15 protein-coding genes are annotated in these 19239 nt (G+C 42.8%); 9 read left to right on the top strand and 6 right to left on the bottom strand.

All coding sequences use genetic code 11. From position 1 onward, the window contains the following. Positions 1–69: 69 nt before the first annotated feature. The 3 genes from RM556_RS10545 to RM556_RS10535 form a co-directional block, all read right to left on the bottom strand. Positions 70–726 (bottom strand): LiaF domain-containing protein, encoded by a 657-nt coding sequence (locus RM556_RS10545; protein ID WP_311361316.1) that lies wholly within the window; start codon positions 724–726, stop codon positions 70–72. 62 nt (positions 727–788) lie between these two features. Next, positions 789–989: a PLDc N-terminal domain-containing protein gene (locus tag RM556_RS10540; protein WP_311361315.1), complete on the bottom strand. Its 201-nt coding sequence runs from the start codon at positions 987–989 to the stop codon at positions 789–791. Positions 990–1303: 314 nt separating this feature from the next. Continuing rightward, on the bottom strand, positions 1304–1885 hold the full coding sequence (locus RM556_RS10535) for a tetratricopeptide repeat protein (protein ID WP_311361365.1): 582 nt from the start codon (positions 1883–1885) through the stop codon (positions 1304–1306). Between the two features lie 492 nt (positions 1886–2377). Here RM556_RS10535 and ubiD point away from each other — a divergent pair, with 492 nt between their 5' ends. From ubiD to RM556_RS10515, 4 genes are all read left to right on the top strand, one after another. Further along, positions 2378–3850 (top strand): 4-hydroxy-3-polyprenylbenzoate decarboxylase, encoded by a 1473-nt coding sequence (ubiD, locus tag RM556_RS10530; protein WP_311361314.1) that lies wholly within the window; start codon positions 2378–2380, stop codon positions 3848–3850. Between the two features lie 92 nt (positions 3851–3942). After that, entirely contained in the window at positions 3943–4638 is a 696-nt protein-coding gene (fre, locus tag RM556_RS10525; RefSeq protein WP_311361313.1) for an NAD(P)H-flavin reductase, read from the top strand. 118 nt (positions 4639–4756) lie between these two features. After that, on the top strand, positions 4757–6106 hold the full coding sequence (locus RM556_RS10520; RefSeq protein ID WP_311374573.1) for a M28 family metallopeptidase: 1350 nt from the start codon (positions 4757–4759) through the stop codon (positions 6104–6106). Between the two features lie 56 nt (positions 6107–6162). Continuing rightward, positions 6163–7011, top strand: coding sequence for a transporter substrate-binding domain-containing protein (locus tag RM556_RS10515; protein ID WP_311361312.1), 849 nt, complete (start codon positions 6163–6165; stop codon positions 7009–7011). Between the two features lie 23 nt (positions 7012–7034). Here RM556_RS10515 and RM556_RS10510 read toward each other — a convergent pair whose 3' ends face one another. The 3 genes from RM556_RS10510 to alr all read right to left on the bottom strand — a co-directional run bounded on the left by RM556_RS10510 (position 7035) and on the right by alr (position 10265). Continuing rightward, the gene (locus RM556_RS10510) at positions 7035–8204 is read right to left on the bottom strand and encodes an acyl-CoA dehydrogenase (RefSeq protein WP_311361311.1); all 1170 of its coding nucleotides are present in this window, start codon (positions 8202–8204) and stop codon (positions 7035–7037) included. A 99-nt stretch (positions 8205–8303) separates the two neighbouring features. Then, complete coding sequence (locus tag RM556_RS10505) at positions 8304–9176, bottom strand: BadF/BadG/BcrA/BcrD ATPase family protein (protein WP_311374565.1); 873 nt, start codon at positions 9174–9176, stop codon at positions 8304–8306. 9 nt (positions 9177–9185) lie between these two features. Then, on the bottom strand, positions 9186–10265 hold the full coding sequence (gene alr / locus RM556_RS10500) for an alanine racemase (protein WP_311374564.1): 1080 nt from the start codon (positions 10263–10265) through the stop codon (positions 9186–9188). Between the two features lie 311 nt (positions 10266–10576). On the opposite strand from alr, the gene RM556_RS10495 reads away from it, so the two are divergent. The 5 genes from RM556_RS10495 to RM556_RS10475 all read left to right on the top strand — a co-directional run bounded on the left by RM556_RS10495 (position 10577) and on the right by RM556_RS10475 (position 19200). After that, positions 10577–12175 (top strand): sodium:solute symporter, encoded by a 1599-nt coding sequence (locus RM556_RS10495; RefSeq protein WP_311374563.1) that lies wholly within the window; start codon positions 10577–10579, stop codon positions 12173–12175. A gap of 2 nt (positions 12176–12177) precedes the next feature. Then, positions 12178–13092, top strand: a complete 915-nt coding sequence (gene murQ / locus RM556_RS10490; RefSeq protein ID WP_311374562.1) for an N-acetylmuramic acid 6-phosphate etherase — start codon at positions 12178–12180, stop codon at positions 13090–13092. A gap of 701 nt (positions 13093–13793) precedes the next feature. Beyond that, entirely contained in the window at positions 13794–15170 is a 1377-nt protein-coding gene (locus RM556_RS10485) for a M14 family zinc carboxypeptidase (RefSeq protein WP_311374561.1), read from the top strand. 133 nt (positions 15171–15303) lie between these two features. Further along, positions 15304–17802 carry a penicillin binding protein PBP4B gene (gene pbp4b, locus RM556_RS10480; RefSeq protein WP_311374560.1) on the top strand — a complete coding sequence of 833 codons (2499 nt, stop codon included), beginning with the start codon at positions 15304–15306 and terminating at the stop codon, positions 17800–17802. A gap of 24 nt (positions 17803–17826) precedes the next feature. Continuing rightward, a complete protein-coding gene (locus RM556_RS10475; protein ID WP_311374559.1) occupies positions 17827–19200 on the top strand; it encodes a Na+/H+ antiporter NhaC family protein in 1374 nt (457 codons plus the stop codon). Positions 19201–19239: the final 39 nt, after the last annotated feature.

Below are 19239 nucleotides of genomic sequence, written 5' to 3'. Positions count from 1 at the left end.
TTTATTAAATTCGACGATAGTATACCAACGTTTTATGAACAAGTCTGTGACAAAATTATGAACAGGCGATTATCTGATTGAATCGCCTGTGAACATTGCTTTCATTTCGTTGGCGAATGCCATCAATTTCTCTTTAATTTTAGTTTTCACTTTAATTTCTAAGCTGCTCAGTATCATAACACCCTCTATCGTAATCGTAGGTGCTTGACGAGATGCTATTGATGGTGCTGCATTTTCGGAGCTACCAAGAACACAAACGGCTTTTGAAACCACATTCACGTTTTCTGGCACGTATATATTATCACCACCAAGCACGCTAAAAATTTTCACTACTGTATTCGGTGACGAAAATCGTGCATCAGTGAAATCTATTTTTGCACCACCAAGAAAAGTATAGACTCTTATTTCTTTTGGCGCAGTCCACTGACCAGTGCGGTCTGAACTTCCCAGCACATTGACTAAGGTTTCTGTATCTTCAGTGGGTTCATTCGCATAATTGACGCTGAAATGCTCTTCTTTCTGTTTTTGTAAGTCTGGATCGGGGCGCCCGTCGAGATCAGCAATTTGGTCCATCATTTGCTGATTCGTGGTTGCACTAATCACATTGTCTAACCTACGTTCAAAGGCTTCGTTTGAAATAATTGCATGACTGTAGTTATGTACCAATATATCGATAACTTCCTCTTTCACTTGCTCGATTGGTCTGTCTTCTAATATGACTGGCATTATCACTGTCCTCTAAGTTTATCTAGTAATACTGTTTTGAATTTCACAAGCGTGAAGTTAATTTAGGCTCGTGATCTGTTATCTTTAAGTGGTGCAAGGAGCAGATAAAATATAAAGGCGAACCAAGAAACAAATATCATCGCTAGGATCCAAGCGACTTTTTCACCACCACTTGTCCGTGAAGACACACAAATAGCAATTACGGGAATTGCCCAAAATATAACAAACAAGATAAAACCAAAAAATCCGAAAATCAATTCCATTACGTTCTCCTAAGTTAGAAAAGAGTTACTGGGCAAAAACACCTTAGACCAAATGACTCTTTTGCTTTATAAAGTAGGAGTAGCAACTAGAGTGCCACAAAATATCCCTTTAAAAATCATAAGCTTATAATTTATCGACGGGTTTGAGAATTAAATAAATGGTCAAAACGACAAAGAGTTAGTCGTTTTTACGAATTTGTTGGAAGTTAGAGATCGTGGCTATTCAATTTTATAAGCGGCATCACAAACGGAATGCTGAAACCATACTATTTCAGCGGCCTGTAATTTTGCATTAAGGTTTTTAATTGCGTGTACTAGTTAATCAGGGGCTTTCTTGCATTCCTCACAGCTCTTGGATGCATTAAAGACTCTAATTCACCCATGTACATCGCTATCCGTTGATGCGTGCGAGAATCGTCAGTTATTGCATTATACAGCCAATGATATAAGTCTTCGAAATCATAAGGACTACCGTATCCATCAATAAATAGCTCCGCAAGTTGAAGCTGGGCTCGTAGGTTGCCCAGCGCAGATGCTTCCCGTAAGTAAATCACAGCCCGTTTTTTGTCTTCTTGTACCAATTTTCCACTCGCATGATATCGCCCTAGCTGTTCTAGCGCTGCCGCTAAGCCCTGGGAGGCGGCTTCTCGCATATAATAAATACCGCGCTCAGGTTCTGCATCAACACAAACTCCCCAGGCCAACATGTCGCCCCAGAGAAATTGATAAGCTGGCACCATGAGTACTTCCGCTCTCGCCTCAATATCCTGAACTAGTTGGCAACGATCAGCGACAACTCTCTCCAAATGTTCATTATCGTTAATGAGTTTAATGAGTTCATCTTGACTATAAATTTGCACTGCTTCTAATTGCTGAGAATACGCTTTGGATGGCATCAGGCTGCATGCAAAAAGGGCTAGCGTAATTGCTTGGAGAGTATTTATTATTTTTTGCACTAATTTGCCTCGAATCTTGTTGCTAGTGATATAAGATTGCTATCGGCTAAAATAACAAAAAGTGAAAAATAATTTCATCATTAGGATTCATAAAACCGTATCAAAGCAAACTCTAATCAAGAGGATTTATTAACATGCTAGTGCCCTGAACGTCTTGCACTGGACAAGATATTTTTACTAGCGACTGGGGATCTTTGCTACACTTAAGGCTTCTAAGTAGTGTGGCTTGTTTGCGTAACTCATTTTTTTCCTGTCAGCTGTGATTTCCGCTGCATTTAATAGCCAAAGAAGTGAACGTTCATTCCCTGTTTTACGTAAGCTTGCTTACAATAAAAAAGTAATGAATAGTTGCCAGCGCAAACGCGACTCGATATCGAAAGAGATATGTAAGAAACCATTATTAAACTACAGTAGTTACAAACCGGAGAGTAAATGAAATACAAGGACCTCAGAGACTTTATCGCTCAACTTGAAAAAATGGGTGAATTAAAAAGAGTTTCAATGGAGATAGATACCGAGCTAGAGATGACGGAAATAGCAGACCGCACACTCAGAGCCGGCGGTCCCGCTATCTTATTCGAGAACCCAAAAGGTTCAAGTGTTCCAGTATTAGCTAACCTATTTGGTACTCCCAAGCGCGTCGCGCTCGGCATGGGTCAAGAATCAGTAGAAGCATTACGAGAGGTTGGTAAACTTCTGGCGTTTCTTAAAGAGCCGGATCCACCTAAAGGGTTAAAAGACCTGTGGAGCAAAATACCCGTGTTTAAGCAGGTGCTTAACATGCCCGCTAAAGAAGTTAAAAAAGCACCTTGCCAACAAAACATCATCAGCGGAGATGATGTCGATCTCGGCATGCTGCCAATACAACGGTGTTGGCCGGGTGACGCGGCTCCACTCATTACTTGGGGGCTGTCCGTCACCAGAGGCCCGCACAAAAAACGTCAGAACTTGGGCATATATCGCCAGCAAGTAATTGCCAAGAATAAGGTCATCATGCGTTGGTTATCGCATCGAGGTGGCGCTTTAGACTTTAAGGAATGGTGTCAGGAAAACCCGGGCGAAAACTATCCTGTCTCTGTGGCTTTAGGTGCTGATCCGGCAACCATTCTAGGCGCGGTGACGCCGGTACCAGACACCCTGTCCGAATATGCATTTGCAGGTTTGCTAAGAGGTGATAAAACCGAAGTTGTTAAAAGCATTTCTAACGATTTACAAGTGCCAGCAAGTGCGGAGATCGTATTAGAAGGTTACATTGCGCCCGGTGAAACGGCTCCAGAGGGGCCTTATGGTGATCACACCGGTTACTACAATGAAGTTGATGAGTTTCCCGTGTTCACGGTGACTCATATTACCCATCGTGATAATCCAATTTATCACAGCACTTACACTGGCAGACCGCCGGATGAACCGGCTATTCTTGGAGTTGCACTAAACGAAGTGTTTGTTCCTATTTTACAAAAGCAGTTTCCTGAAATTGTTGATTTCTATCTACCACCAGAAGGCTGTTCGTATCGAATGGCGATTGTCACCATGAAGAAACAATACCCAGGTCATGCTAAGCGAGTCATGATGGGGGTTTGGTCTTTCCTGCGCCAGTTCATGTACACAAAGTTCGTCATTGTCTGTGACGATGATGTTAACGCACGTGATTGGAATGATGTCATCTGGGCGATCACAACTAGGATGGATCCAGCCAGAGACACAACATTGGTAGAAAATACCCCGATTGACTATTTAGATTTCGCATCACCTGTATCAGGTTTAGGTTCAAAAATGGGAATGGATGCAACGAATAAGCTGCCGGGCGAAACCGATAGAGAGTGGGGTGAGCCAATTGTGATGGACGAAACTGTCAAACAAAAAGTCGATAGTATTTGGGACGAATTAAATCTGTTCGACAAATAAACTCCCGCTCAGGGCTTTTTTTAAGTCATAATGGGCAAATAACTATATAAGGCTCAATGCAGAGGGCCAACTAAAGCACGAAAAGGATATACATGAACGTAGTAAACTGCACAGTAGAGAGTATAGAAGCACTTACCTCAATTGTGTACAAAGTCATACTTAAGCCGGAAAACCCCATTGAATTTAAAGCTGGCCAATATTGTCAGGTGGTCATGGGCGAAAAAGACAAACGACCGTTTTCGATTGCCAATGCGCCACAAGACAGTAGCATCATTGAACTGCATATTGGTGCTGAGCCGAGCAATGCATATGCCTACGAAGTGCTTGAAAAGTGCCGTAATCTGGGTGAATTAAACGTTGAGGTTGCCCATGGTGACGCCTACCTTCGTGAGTCCACGTTACCGGCTATTGTGGTTGCCGGCGGAACTGGATATTCCTACGCTAAGTCGATAGTACTGGATTGTTTAGCTACTCAACCCGATCGTGAACTCGTATTGTACTGGGGTGCAAAGAACCCAGACGACCTTTATGAATCAAAAGAATTGAGTGCTTTAGCAGTAACACATCAAAATTTCAGCTTTAAACCTGTGGTAGAAAATCCAGACGAGAGCTGGCAAGAGCATGTCGGTTGGGTGCATAAAGCAGTATTAAACGATGTGCATAACTTTGCAGATTATCAAGTCTATACAGCAGGTCGCTTCGAAATGTCGGCAACAATTCGTGATGAATTTAGCGCCGCGGGCCTGTTAACTAATAATCTGTTCGGCGATGCATTTGCGTTTATTTAAATAAAAAATAAGAAAGGAGATTTCTGTGCAAACAATCAAAACAAGACAGCAAGGCAACAAGCGCTTACTGCAATTACTGCTTGGAGTTTTCGCATTCAGTGTGAGTGTGAGCACAGGAATGGTGAATGCACAGAGCCAAGAGAGCTCCTCAAGGTCCCAAGGCTTAAGCTACACCGATCAAGCACTACTCCATGAGATTGGGCGTTCTGCTTCTGCTCAACGCATCGAACAAGATATCCAAACCTTGGTCAGTTTTGGTACCAGACACACCTTATCTGAAACAGAATCTGAAACACGAGGCATTGGTGCGGCTAGACGCTGGATAAAAGAAGAGTTCGAAAAGATATCGGCTGATTGCGGTGGTTGTTTAGAGGTATTCTTTCAAAGTAGAGTCATTTCTGGCGAGCGCCGAATACCTAATGCAACAGAAGTAGTAAGCGTTATTGCGATTCAAAAAGGCATGAGTGACCCTAGTCGATACGTTCTAATGAGCGGCGATATCGATTCACGAGTCAGTGACGTGATGGACGCAACTTCAGACTCACCTGGCGCCAACGACAATGCATCGGGTGTGGCAGGAACACTCGAAGCGGCACGTCTACTCAGCAGGCATAAGTTCCACGGAAGTATCGTATATGCGGCATTATCTGGGGAAGAGCAAGGCTTATTCGGTGGACAGATTCTAGCTGAATACGCACAAGAGAAAAATTGGCGTTTAAAAGCTGTGTTGAATAACGACATGATCGGTAATATTGAAGGTATAAACGGCGTCATAAATAATACGACCGCTCGAATCTTCGCAGAAGGCACTCGCCAGACCGAAACGGCTGATGAGGCGCGCCTTAGACGGTTTACTGGTGGAGAAGTTGATAGCCCAAGCCGCAATCTAGCCAGATATATTGATTTAATGGCAGACCGTTATATCGAGAACTTAGACACAATGGTGATATACCGTTTAGACCGCTTTCGTCGCGGGGGCCATCATCGCCCATTCAACGATTTAGGTTACCCTGGTGTACGGATCATGGAAACCAATGAACACTATCAACGTCAGCATCAAGACTTACGTACAGAGAATGGTATTAAATATGGTGATACCATCGATGGCGTGAATTTTGATTACGCGGCCAAATTGACGGCGCTAAACGCGGTATCATTGGCAGGTATGGCGAATGCACCAACACCACCCGCTGAAGTCAGCATAGCCGGTGCGGTGCAACCTTCTACAACCTTAAGCTGGGCTGCTGCTGATCCTGAACAGAATCCACAACTTATGGGCTATAAGATCTATTGGCGTTTAACCGATGCCCCTCAGTGGCAATTTAGTAAGTACGTAGGAAACGTAACTACTGCAACACTAGAGAATGTTGTCATTGATAATTATTTCTTTGGTGTCGCCAGTGTAAGCAAAGATGGTTTTGAGAGCCCCGTGGTTTATCCAGGCGCAGCGGGCGCCTTTGGAGAATAAATCCAAAATGGGGCAATTAAGCGTATTGATAGTAACTTTGGTTTTTAGGTAAGAAAATGACCTTTCAGTATCCTGTAAATGTTCAACGTATCTCTTTGCTAGCAAAACTAAAATTAGCCGCTTGTGTAAAGTTAATTTGTGCCTGTTTTTTGCTGCTAAACGTTCAACTTAATGTGGCTAACGCCAATACCGTAAGTTTGGTTGGCAACAAAGTCGCCACCTACATTGACGAGCACGAGCTACCGGCCAGACAAATGGACTTAGTGAGAGCTGCATTAGCCAACCTACCGGAAGCACTCAAATTGACGGCAACGACTCAAGCTTGGAAAGGAAGCGGTTTGAAATCGGGCAAATTTATAGGATATTACGACCACTATTCACTCAACGATGTGAAAGACGACTATGTATATTCGGCGCCGTATATGAAAGTCAATTTGCATATCGTATCAAGGTACCAACGCGCTGAGAATATTATTCGTTTAGAGCAAATGTACCGTGAACGAGTCGGTATCGAAAACCGCTTCGCAAACACCGATGTATTGCGCGCTGAAAGAGACGTCAGCTGGGCAAGAGCGCCATCATTTTTCGATGTTATCAAACAATTAGCTGAAGATAGAGTTGATTTTCTACTTGTCGACAAGCGAATGATTGATGAAATGAACATCCTGCTCGCGAGTGTGGGTGAAAAACCCGTCTATATTTCGAAGCAAGCAATTGTGCAAGTCGATGTGTCCCTAGCGATACAAAAGGCAAATGCTGAGGCTAACAAGATCATATCAACGTTCGAAACAGGTATCAGTTCTCTTCGTAGCAATGGTGAATACGATAAACTGATGCAAACCAATTTGCAGCGCGACAGTTTACTGGACGATAGAATTTACACCGATATGTTGCGCAAGTGGTAACGTTAACGGCCTACCACCACTCACTAGAAAAACGCCTGTAGGCCAGTCTGTGCGCGGCCTAGAATTAAACCATGTACATCATATGTACCTTCGTAGGTATTAACGGTTTCTAGGTTTATCATGTGGCGAATCACATGGAATTCGTCACTAATGCCATTGCCTCCATGCATGTCTCTCGCATGCCGGGCTATATCTAATGCCTTCCCGCAGTTATTTCTTTTTACCATAGATATCATTGCTGGATCGAAGCGTTTACTATCTATCAACCTCCCGACCTGCAATGACGCTTGTAAGCCTAAGGAGATCTCGGTTTGCATATTGGCCAATTTGGTTTGAAAAAGCTGCGTTTGCGCTAAAGGTTTACCAAATTGTTTACGATCTAAACCGTACTGCCTTGCTGCATGCCAACAAAATTCAGCGGCACCTAAAACACCCCAGGAAATACCATATCTCGCCATGTTTAAACAGCTAAAGGGGCCTTTTAAACCCGATACTTTTGGCAATAGTTGAGATTCGGTGACAAATACATTATCCATCACAATCTCACCGGTAATTGACGCTTTTAGCGATTGCTTCCCTTCAATTTTTGGAGCACTTAGGCCTTCCATGCCCTTTTCTAAAATGAAGCCATAAATTTTACCGTCTTCTTGTTTCTTGGCCCACACAACAAATACATCTGCGATCGGTGAATTTGTAATCCACATCTTGTTGCCGCTTAGCAAATAACCGCCATCGACTGTCTTTGCTACACTTAACATACTCGCTGGATCCGAGCCAGCATCTGGTTCGGTTAGACCAAAACACCCTATCCATTCTCCACTTGCTAGCTTGGGCAAATACTTCTGTTTTTGTTGCTCACTACCAAAGGTATTAATGGGATGCATGACTAGCGAGCTTTGCACACTCATCGCGCTACGATAGCCGCTATCAACTCTTTCTATTTCGCGAGCAACTAAGCCATAGGAAACATAGTTAATGCCTGCACAACCATAACCTTCAATCGTTGAGCCAAGCAGACCAGCCTGCCCCATTCGACGCATAATTGTTGGATCAAAGGATTCATGTCGGTTAGCCATTAAAATACCAGGCATGAGTTCCGCTTGGGCGAACTCCCTTGCGCTAGTTTGGACTAGTTTTTCTTCTTCGCTGAGCTGGCTATCCAGCAATAGTAGATCGTCCCAATGGCTAAGCATGATGTATTTCTCTTAATCGTGAAAACAGTATTGCTATCATACTCGTTTGTCTTTGGCATGGTAAAGCTGGCGGGTTAAAATTTTTAATAGACAAGCAGACTACTTGTTTAACATCAACTTGGCATACAAAAATGCACCATATTCTGGGCTATGCTGTGGGCTGGCGATACATACTCCGAGAGCTGCTTCCAAGCCACCTTTGTACATGTCACTTAACCCGCCGAGCATGTATAAAGGCGCTTTAGTGTGTAATCCATTGCCAACAATCACATCTCGCAAATAATCGAGTCCGGCAGTAATCAAATCTTGCGCACTTTTGTTGCCTTCCTCTGCCAAACGCTGCACGACAGGTAGCAAAGCCGCATAATCAGCTGCAGGTCTACGTGTCCAATGCTCCACGATTTGTTTTGGTTTAGTACATGAGAGTGCCGTTAAGATCGCATCACTAAATGCTTTGTCATTATGTAAACCATCGAAATATCGAAGCGTTGATTTTATTGCTGACAGACCAATATAAGCACCACTTGCTTCATCGCCCAGAAACAAGCCATGTCCACCATACTGCTTTACTTGTTGGTTCTCAAAGGAAGCAAGCGATGAGCCCGTACCAACGATTACTAGTGAGCAATCACTACCAACATTTGCACCTATACATGCCGCATGTAAATCACTTATCAATGAGAACGAAGCGTAAGGATGAGATAATTCACCAAAGGACTGCTGCACACCTTCTACTTGAGCTCCTGCACTACCGACACAAATGTGCAGATCTGCTGTTTGAATATTTTTGTCTGTCAGCGCTAATACTCGATTAATTGACAGACGAATATTTGCAATAGCTGAATCAAAATCACTAAACACATTTGCTGGCCCGCTCATACTATTGCCGAGCTCGTTGCCTTCACTGTTGTATAGGCATGCGCGGCAATGAGTCCCTCCCGCGTCGATACCCACATAAAATTCTTCGTTCATATAATTCTTTTAGTCATATTTACGCGGCACGCGCGCCGACACCCTTGTCATTAACTCATATCCGATAGTGCCAATCTTTGCTGCCACCTCATTTATTGGTAAGTTTTCACCCCAAAGCTCCACTTCAGTACCAATATCAATATCATCTAACCCACTTACATCGAATGTAAGCATATCCATTGAAACGCGCCCGACTAAGAAAGCCTTTTTCCCGTTGAACAAAGCAGGAGTGCCTATAGGCGCATGGCGCGGATAGCCGTCAGCGTAGCCGATAGCAACTGTGGCAATAGTAGATGGTTTACTCGCTGTCCAAGTTGCACCATATCCCACTGACTCTCCAGCTGCGAGATCACGCAAAGCAATGACCTCACTTTTTAAGGTCATAACGGGTTTTAAATCTGGTGACACCTGCTCTTTTTCGAAAGGTGAACTGCCATATAACGAAATCCCCATACGGTTATACACCGCTGCTGCCGACGGCAGACAGATATTTGCCGCCGAATTCGCAATTGATAGGTTTTGATGTTTGTCTTGCATTGATAATAAAAAAGCGTTCACAACGTCTTGAGCATTCTCACACTCAGGCTCATCGGCCCGCGCAAGGTGAGTCGCAATGACCGCATCTTCAGTAAAAACATAGGGATAACTTTCAGCTAGATGATCATATTCACTGGGGTCCAGTCCGAGGCGGTGCATGCCCGTATCAAATTTCACCCAATGTTGGTTAGCTTTTATCTCTCTGTTTTCAATGCGTTTATTTATCCAATTTATTTGCCTCTCTAAATGTAGCATCCAAACTACATTGAGCACAGAGCTTAACTCACATTCTTGTTCTTGATGGGGCCCTTGTAGCACTAGAATAGGTGTCGTGATACCGGCTTCTCGAAGTTCATACACCTCATCTAAGAAAGCAACTGCGAACAAATCAACTTCACTCTGTAGACAACGCGCAACTTCAATAGCACCATTGCCATATGCATTTGCTTTAATTACCACCACTTGCTTACTCGCAGGAGCAAGCTCACTCATTGATGTAAAGTTGTATCGAAGTGCGTCTAGGTTGATTCGCGCGTGGGTGTATCTCGCCAACAATATTTTCCTCTAGTGTAGCCATAGTATTCTGTCCAACTCTACCGCCTAAAAAAGCGATGAACAGAGTAGAGACTGGATAAAAAACGACTCAAAATCATCATACTAGCTTATTCTACATCAATGAACGCAAAGGTAGTACACATTGTATTGCTGATTGCCACCTCAGTTTCCGAGGACAACTTGTGTTTGAACACAATAAATGGGTTAATAAGAAAAATGTGTCAATCAACTCTATGTTGAATATCACATTACGAGCATGCTGATGATTAAAGCAAAAATAATAATAAAAAGGCTGTAATAACAAAATTATGATTGATCAATTCTCTGCTATCGATTGGTTCGTATTTGCCACGTATGGACTCGTTCTGCTTGTTAGCGGTTGGTTCTACAATCGCAAGGCTGCAACTTCAACGGACTATTTCCTGGGTGGAAATACGATGCCTATGTGGGTAGTCGCGATTTCAGTTCTTGCAACATCTCAAAGCGCAGCCACTTTCTTAGGTGGGCCAGACCAAGGCTACCGGGGTGACTTAAGCTACTTAGCTACAAATATCGCGGGTTTTATCGCAGCATTTTTCGTGGCAACAGTTCTATTGCCAAGATTTTATCAGTTTAAGGTGTACACCGTATATGAATTGCTGGCGCAACGTTTTGGTGATAATGCAAAGTACCAAGCCGGTATGGTTTATCTTGTAGGCCGATTATTTGCGAGTGGTGCCCGCTTGTATATGGCGGCAATTGCCATTGCTATGATTTTATTCGGTGATATTGAAACGACCAGCGTATTGTTTTCTATTGGCCTAATCGCTGTGATTGGCCTTCTTTACACCGCTTATGGCGGTATCAGAACGGTCATTTATAGTGATGTGATTCAATGCATTGTTTATGTGGGCGCAGCGCTATTAGTACTCATTTATCTTCTATATAGTATTCCTGCAGACCTGACTAGCATTATTCATGCTTTGGAAAACCCAAGTGACGGCTCCCAATCCAAACTGACACTGATTGATTTTTCATTGGACTTTTCGCCCAGTGGCGTTTTCGGTTTTTGGTCGATAATCACCGGTTTTGTGTTACTTAATATAGCTGCATTTGGCATGGACCAAGATGTAACCCAACGTATGCTTACCTGCAAAAACGCAAAGGAGGCAACCAAAGCACTGACTTCGTCAATTATCATCGGCATTCCTATCGTACTGGTTTTCGTTATTATTGGCATGTTGTTATATGTCTATTATCAACGCCCAGACCTGATGAGTCAGGCCGTTTCCAACGGTGATGTGCCAACTCCCACTTTTGTGGGTCAAACAGTGACTATCTTCATGTACTACGTGCTCACTGATCTCCCAAATGGTATCAAAGCGATTGTGACTATTGGGATAGTTGCTGCAGCATTATCGACTCTGAATTCAGGCTTAAACTCTATGTCCTCTGTGGCTGTTCAAGATATATATCGTGGACTGATGGAGAATAGAGGCAAGCGTCTTAGTGAGCAACACATAGTAAAAGCTGGCAGAATCAGTATGGTTATTGTTGCCTTGTGCTTAAGCGGGATGGCGGCACTTTGTTATTACTGGCAGCAACATACAGACATGCCTTTACTCGCCTTTGCTCTGAGTGTAATGGTTTTTTCGTATAGTGGATTGCTTGGCGTGTATTTCACTGCCTTATTTAGCCGCAGAGGCTCACCAACATCCATTCTATTTTCATTGATTGTTGGTTTTAGTATCCCAGTTTTATTGCAACCCGGCGTGATGTCACTTTACCTTGATGAACAATATCAATTTAGCCTTGGGTTTTCTTGGCAACTAGTCATTGCGACTTTCATCGCGACATGTGTATGTCTACTAGGAAAAAGCAATGCAATGACGTCTGGCTCTATCAGTATTGAAAAAGAGAGAAGTTAAGCATGGACAAAACAGACAAAATCCGACAGGAAATCCAATCAATACCTTCTGAAACACGTCTGCGTGAAAGTATGGATATTGATAGCATGTCCACCATCGATGCGTTAAAAGTCATAAATGCTCAGGACAAAACGGTTCCATATGCTATTTCCAATTCATTAGATGACATAGCGGAAGCGGTTGATGCTAGCGCGCATGCCTTGTCTCAAGGAGGAAGGCTAATCTACATAGGTGCAGGTACAAGTGGGCGCTTAGGAATTCTTGATGCCGTTGAATGTCGACCCACGTTCAGTGTGCCTGATGACCTAGTTGTTGGCATTATTGCTGGCGGAGAGAAGGCATTAATTCATGCCGTCGAGGGTGCTGAAGATGATGCACTTAGCGGCAAACGAGATCTTATTAATATATCACTGAGCTCAAAAGACATCGTCATCGGTTTAGCCGCGAGTGGACGTACTCCCTATGTGTTAGGTGCTATAGAATATGCAAATTCGCTCTCCTGCGCCACAGCTTGTATTGTGTGCAACCCAGATGCCCCACTACTTAAGTTAGCTAATATTGGTATTGTTGCCAATGTTGGGCCTGAGGTACTAACGGGCTCAACGCGAATGAAGTCCGGCACGGCTCAGAAGCTTATCCTTAATATGATTAGCACGACAACGATGATAAAACTGGGTAAAACGTACTCAAATTTAATGGTCGATGTGAATGCCACGAACGAGAAACTTCTTGCCAGAGCAGTGCATATAGTTATGCAAGCGACTACCTGTTCAGCAGAGAAAGCCAAGGCCACACTGGCTGAATCTAACAATAACGCTAAACTCGCCATACTGATGATCTTAACTAATAGCGATGTAACTACATCCAAAGCAATGCTCGATAAGCATTCTGGATATCTAAATAAAGCGCTAAATTAGTTACTTTGACATTACAAATCGCCTTTACCACATCGTGTTCTTTTTAAATCAGGAATAAGCGGGATTTTAGAAGGCATAGCGGGTTCAAAATGTTGGGGATTACAATATCTAGGTCATAGTTTTTAGGCTAATTTCGAAACTAAAGAGCACTTATTTAATAGCATGATTAAGTTATAGATCTAGATCGAATATTTTTTCGCACCTTATATCTGACGCAAATTTGCGACAATCACGACACAAAAGGTCACGTCATGATCATTTGATTTAACCGTTCTACACATTCAACAACCAAGAAAAAACGCAACATTGATATTTGGTACTTGCAGCTCAAATATTTACATCAATTTTTCGTCTCGTACCCCACCTTCACAGTCAAGGAAAACCACCAAAAGTCCTAATATTTAAACAGTGCGTAATTAAAAAACTAGCCACTCAACCCTAACAAGACTCTTATGAAAACTGAAAAAATATAACTACAAACCTACATTTAATTACCACTTGAACAGGTAACTGTCACATTAAGATGAGCGCATTTTTTGGTATTAGGTTTGAGATACTAAACTGTTCACTATCAAATCGAGGTATTCTTGGGCATACCTATGTAGCCCCTATCTTGAATTCGTATTCAACTTTCAATAGTTGATTTTTTGAACAGTTTAGGACTATATTCAAAGTCCACATCGGGAAGTAAAGGAATGACGATGAAGTCCAATACAGCGAGTTTGTTTCAGGTATTGAATGAGTATCGAGTTAAAAATATCGATCACCTTCAACTAAAACTAGAACATATCCACAATGAGATAGAACGCTTGCGCGATCATGCTGAAGTGAAGCATCGGATAATTGGTACATCTTTTTTGAAGCAAGATCTTCACTGTTTCACACTCGGTCATGGACCAATAGTCATCACTATGTGGTCCCAAATGCATGGCGATGAATCTAGTGCAAGCGCTGCAGTATTGGACTTTATTAATGTTTTATTGAGCTCCAAACAAGCTTCCGAAACAAAATTGCATTCGTCTTCCGTGCTATTCCAAAATTGGGAAGACAAATTCACCATACATATTGCTCCTATGCTGAATCCTGATGGCGCAAAATTCAGCAAGAGATATAACGCGCAAGGTTTAGATATTAATCGAGATGCATTAGCCCTGCAGACACCTGAAGGGAATGTACTGAATGCCTTGATTGAAGAAACAAAACCGCAATACGCATTCAACTTACATGACCAAGACCCTTATTATCGCTGTGGAGCGCAGGCAAAGCCAGTTACCATAGCCTTCTTGGCACCAGCGTATAATCCTCAAAAAGAACTCAATCATGCCCGCCAAAACGCTATGACTCTGATAGCTGAAATATCAAAGTCATTGCAAGAAGAGCTCAATGGGCAAATCGCAAAGTATGATGACACATTTTCTGAACGTTCATTCGGGGACCAAATCGCAGCCAAAGGAATTAGCACGATTTTAATCGAATCCGGCTATTTCGTAGCTGATGAAACGAGACAAGTTGCCCGCTCCGCCAACCTTGTCGCTTTAGTGCGAAGCCTTTCAATACTTGCTGAACAATCTGCTCTGTTTGATGATAAAGGAGAGTACAGTGAACCACGTGTGTATGCTGATTTGCCTTTAAATATTGAAAACAAATGGTGTGATTTGTTGATTAAAAACCTTCATTTTAAAGAGCAGCATTACTCTGCAGATGTCGCTATACGGAAACCAGCGCGCTATTCAAATGAGTGGATAATCTATGACCTTGGTGATTTACGTGATTTTGCCGGTGAAATTGAATTTGATGCTGAACAATATGTGTATGAGGCTGGACAATCGTTTTTAGTAGACGACAAACTCGTCCTCGATGAAGAAAGCTACTTAACCATTCTGCGTGATGGTTATACACATTTTGTGGGTGAAGCGAGTTTAATAAACAACGTCTGCGGGCTACCCATCGTCAATAACCCTAAAATTTGGCATGACGATTTCAAACTTTCGAGAGGTACTGTCGCTGCGGGCTTCCTAGTCAGGAATGGCATACGGGAGTTTGCGATCATAAATGGGAGACTATTGAAACTGAGTTGAATTTGCCTTTATTATTAATTTGGCAGTTTATTCAGGTTGTTATATTCCGAGAGCCTTGTTAAATTTACGGAAAGCTGTAGCCGCTTTTCTCAGTGGGCTATTTAACCTTATTTCGGTTTTTTTGGATTCATCTATGCCAGATTGGAAGCGGCACCTAAACATTGGTCTTGTGTTAAGTTCGTTCTTACTCGTGAGCTGCGCCAGTGTATCTACAATCGAACAAATGCCATCAAAAAATCATAGCTTCAGAATAAAATCTTTAGTGATGCATTTTACTGCGGTAAATTATCAAGAATCCGTCGAGGCACTTGTTGACGAAGGCAATGTAAGCTCTCATTACCTTATTCCCAGCCTAGAAGACCCTACGTACCCACAAAAAGAACTTAAGGTTTTTCAACTGGTTAAGGAAAGCGATCGCGCTTGGCATGCTGGAGTTAGTTATTGGCAAGGGCGCTCAGGTTTGAACGATCATAGCATTGGAATTGAGATTGTTAATCAACCTGAATGCCAAGAAGATATTCCATTCGACGCTTCATTGGCCGCAGTTCCACCTCAAATAGAGGGTGCGGAAAAGAATCGCGATTTGTGTATATTCCCTGATTTTGAAGAAGCACAAATCAAAAAGTTAATCGCTTTGACAAAAGACATCTTGGCTCGTAATCCTGATATTGAACCTACAGCGGTTATTGGCCACTCTGATATTGCGCCGTCTCGCAAAAATGACCCCGGCCCAAAATTTCCATGGTTTCGACTTTATCAAGAAGGCATAGGTGCTTGGTACGATACGGAGACTCTCAACCAGCACTGGCTGGCGTTTAATCAAACACCTCCGAGTTTAGCCTTGGTGCAGCGGGCGCTAAGTGATTATGGTTATGGACTCATAGCAACCGGTCGGCTAGACCAACAGAGTATCGATACCTTATCTGCATTTCAGATGCATTTTTTGCCATGGCAAGTGACTGGCCAGTTGGACAACCAAACCGCGGCAGCAGTATTCGCCTTAGTTGAGAAGTATTTTCCTGACAAATTTCAAGATCTAAATCGTTTGTACCAATCTGAAGTACTCGCAGATCAAATTAAGCAACAGCAAGTTTTTGTTAACACTCAGCAATCACAAATCTCTCAAGACTTCAGAAATCAAAGCACAGACAAATTACCCAAGGTAACTAATCGGGCGAGATTTAAGGCATATAAAGGACGTGGTGAGCTATTAATTGAAACAGATGATGCTAGCTCAGCGGAGATTTATATTAATGAGCAACGATTAAGCTTAGACAACTTTGAGGCAGGTAATATCAATAGAGTGTCACTACACAAGCGCACAATCGACGGTCTGAACACTTTGCGAGTTGAAAATATACAACCTGCTGATGCAAGTATCCGTATCAGCATTCCATACCCAACACTTGCTTATGAAATTGCGCCCTACAAAGAGGATTTTGCAGAACTAGATAAGTTTATACGCAAGGGTATCAATGCAGGCTTTCCTGGCTTAAGTATCGCCGTTGTTCATAAAGGGAAGATTATAAAACGCACCAGTTATGGACATGCACGCAAGTATGATAATCGAGGTCAGTTACTAGAGGATTTTGAGCCTTTAACTAGCGACCATTTGTTTGATTTGGCATCAAATACGAAAACTTTTGCCACCAGCTTGGCCATTATGCACTTGGTCAATCGGGGAGACTTAGAGCTTGATAGACCAATCAATCACTACATTCCTGAATTCAGTGGTAACGGGCGTGAGGTTATATTGGTCAGGGATTTGTTGTCGCACAGCAGTGGATATGCGCCTGAATTGAAGTTTTATCGTCCCGATAATGTATGGGGGGAATACTTTTATTCTCAGAATAAAATAAAGACACAACGATTGCTGCTCACAGCACTCCCTTTTGACTCAGTTTATAGCGGTTCACAGACATACAGTGACAGTAACTTTATGATACTTGGCACATTGATAGAGCGCTTAACGAATATGCCATTGGACCAGTTTATGCGAGAAAGCATTTACCAGCCACTTGGCTTAGAAAACACGCTATTTACACCACTTAAGCACGGATTTGAAGCAAACCAATTTGCAGCCACGGAAATTCAAGGCAATACTCGAGCTGGCAATGTCGAGTTTCCAAACATCAGAGAATACGTATTACAAGGTGAGGTGCATGATGAAAAAGCATTTTACTCTATGCAAGGCGTCTCAGGTCATGCAGGCTTATTCTCGAGTATCGATGACTTATCAGTTTTAAGCCAAGTACTTCTCAATGGTGGTGGCTATGGCAATGTAAAACTATTCAATCATGCCATATTAGACCGTTTCACTAGTCCCTCTGGTAAACAGGATACCATTGGTCTGGCTTGGCAATTAGCGAGAGATAAGGAAAGAGAATGGCATTTTGGTCCCTATGCGAGTCAAAGTGCGTTTGGACATACCGGTTGGACTGGCACAGCCACCGTGATTGATCCTGAGCATGACTTAGCCGTTATTATCCTTACAAATTTACGCCACTCTCCTGTTATCTCAATAGAAGATAAGTTTGAGTTTGAGGCGGAATCATCTGAACTCGCCCGTTATGGCAATATTGTGAGCTTAGTTTATGAAACGTTGATTAAGCTCGAAACCGAAAAACAATAAGAAAAATACAATAGGAAACAATCTATGGATTGGCTAACCGTACTTCCGCCGCTTATCGCAATTGCAGTAGTTTTGTGGAAAAAAGAAGTGATATTAGCCTTACTCTTGGCTGTACTGTCGTCTGAATTACTGTTGGCTATGTCCAATGAAAGTGCGTGGTTACTTACACCCATTAATACGATAGAGCGAATTGTGAGTACTGCAGGCAGCGGCTCTACAACGCGGATTCTAATATTCAGTCTCTTAGTGGGCGCATTATTGGCTTTTATCCGCGACTCTGGCGGTGTCAAAGCCACGGTTAACAGACTCATTGGAAGTGGATTGATCAACTCTAGAAAGCGAGTTGGTGGCGTCACCATGTTTACTGGCATGGCGATATTTATCGAATCAAATTTGAGTGTCCTTACCGCAGGAATTTTTGCTCGTGGTTTGTTTGATAAATACAAAATGAGCCGAGCAAGACTGGCTTATATTATCGATTCAACTTGCGCGCCTATCTGTATCCTTATCCTGCTAAATGGTTGGGGCGCATATGTATTAGCCCTAATCAGCGCCTATGACCTAAACGAAACACCAATAGCCGTGTTATGGGGTACTCTTCCCTACAATGTTTATGCATGGCTTACCTTGCTAGTGGTCGCTTATACCATTTTCGCAGATAAAGTACACGGACCTATGAAGGAGGCTGAAATTAAGCTTGAATCGACAGATACCAAGCTCAATTCTAGTGAAGCGACAAAGTCACGTTTTATGTTAGTACCGCTAATAGTAATGATTGTAGGTATGTTTGGTTTTATGCTGCTAACAGGTGAAGGAGACATTACTAAAGGCAGCGGCAGTAAATCTGTTTTATACGCTACATTTTTAGCATGTATCGTCGCCTATCTTCAGTTATTGTGGCATAAACGATTCACGCATCAGCAGTCGCTTAAAATAGGGTTTAATGGTATGGGGGAGCTATTACCTCTAGTCACCATTGTCTTACTCTCCATCGCTCTGGGCAGCAGCCTGAAAGAGCTAGGTACGGGTGTTTTCGTTTCTGGTGTTGTTGGCGAACACCTCCCCTTAATTTTAGTCGTACCTATGCTGTTTTTAACTGGCGCTTTCATGTCGTTCACCACAGGCACATCATGGGGTACTTTCGCTATCTTAATTCCAATAGGCATGCCGTTGGTAGCTAGTTTAGGCTTACCGCCATCACTCGTTTTGGCAGCCATTTTGGGGGGTGGTATATTTGGAGACCATTGCTCTCCCATTTCAGATACCACTGCCGTTTCATCTTTAGCGGCTGGCTGCGACTTACTAACACACGTTAAAACGCAAATGCCATATGCGCTTTTCGTGGGCGGTTTAACTATCATTGCTTACTTATTGTTAAGCGTGCAGGTACTTTTCTGAGGGTGAATCAGCACTTGTAGCTACATAACAACCAAGGAA

The sequence above is a fragment of the Alteromonas sp. W364 genome, assembly GCF_031846205.1.
Classification (GTDB): Bacteria; Pseudomonadota; Gammaproteobacteria; order Enterobacterales; family Alteromonadaceae; genus Glaciecola; species Glaciecola blandensis.
The sequence above is the reverse complement of the archived record's forward strand: the minus strand, read 5'-3'. Positions and strand labels throughout refer to the sequence as shown.

What these genes read in the sequence shown, in the direction of transcription:
- RM556_RS10495 (WP_311374563.1), top strand. Translation starts at nt 10,577, where the DNA reads ATGATTGATCAATTCTCTGCTATCGATTGGTTCGTATTTGCCACGTAT.
- RM556_RS10485 (WP_311374561.1), top strand. Translation starts at nt 13,794, where the DNA reads ATGAAGTCCAATACAGCGAGTTTGTTTCAGGTATTGAATGAGTATCGA.
- RM556_RS10545 (WP_311361316.1), bottom strand. Translation starts at nt 726, where the DNA reads ATGCCAGTCATATTAGAAGACAGACCAATCGAGCAAGTGAAAGAGGAA.
- pbp4b (WP_311374560.1), top strand. Translation starts at nt 15,304, where the DNA reads ATGCCAGATTGGAAGCGGCACCTAAACATTGGTCTTGTGTTAAGTTCG.
- murQ (WP_311374562.1), top strand. Translation starts at nt 12,178, where the DNA reads ATGGACAAAACAGACAAAATCCGACAGGAAATCCAATCAATACCTTCT.
- ubiD (WP_311361314.1), top strand. Translation starts at nt 2,378, where the DNA reads ATGAAATACAAGGACCTCAGAGACTTTATCGCTCAACTTGAAAAAATG.
- RM556_RS10505 (WP_311374565.1), bottom strand. Translation starts at nt 9,176, where the DNA reads ATGAACGAAGAATTTTATGTGGGTATCGACGCGGGAGGGACTCATTGC.
- RM556_RS10475 (WP_311374559.1), top strand. Translation starts at nt 17,827, where the DNA reads ATGGATTGGCTAACCGTACTTCCGCCGCTTATCGCAATTGCAGTAGTT.
- RM556_RS10535 (WP_311361365.1), bottom strand. Translation starts at nt 1,885, where the DNA reads ATGCCATCCAAAGCGTATTCTCAGCAATTAGAAGCAGTGCAAATTTAT.
- RM556_RS10510 (WP_311361311.1), bottom strand. Translation starts at nt 8,204, where the DNA reads ATGCTTAGCCATTGGGACGATCTACTATTGCTGGATAGCCAGCTCAGC.
- fre (WP_311361313.1), top strand. Translation starts at nt 3,943, where the DNA reads ATGAACGTAGTAAACTGCACAGTAGAGAGTATAGAAGCACTTACCTCA.
- RM556_RS10540 (WP_311361315.1), bottom strand. Translation starts at nt 989, where the DNA reads ATGGAATTGATTTTCGGATTTTTTGGTTTTATCTTGTTTGTTATATTT.
- RM556_RS10520 (WP_311374573.1), top strand. Translation starts at nt 4,757, where the DNA reads ATGGTGAATGCACAGAGCCAAGAGAGCTCCTCAAGGTCCCAAGGCTTA.
- RM556_RS10515 (WP_311361312.1), top strand. Translation starts at nt 6,163, where the DNA reads ATGACCTTTCAGTATCCTGTAAATGTTCAACGTATCTCTTTGCTAGCA.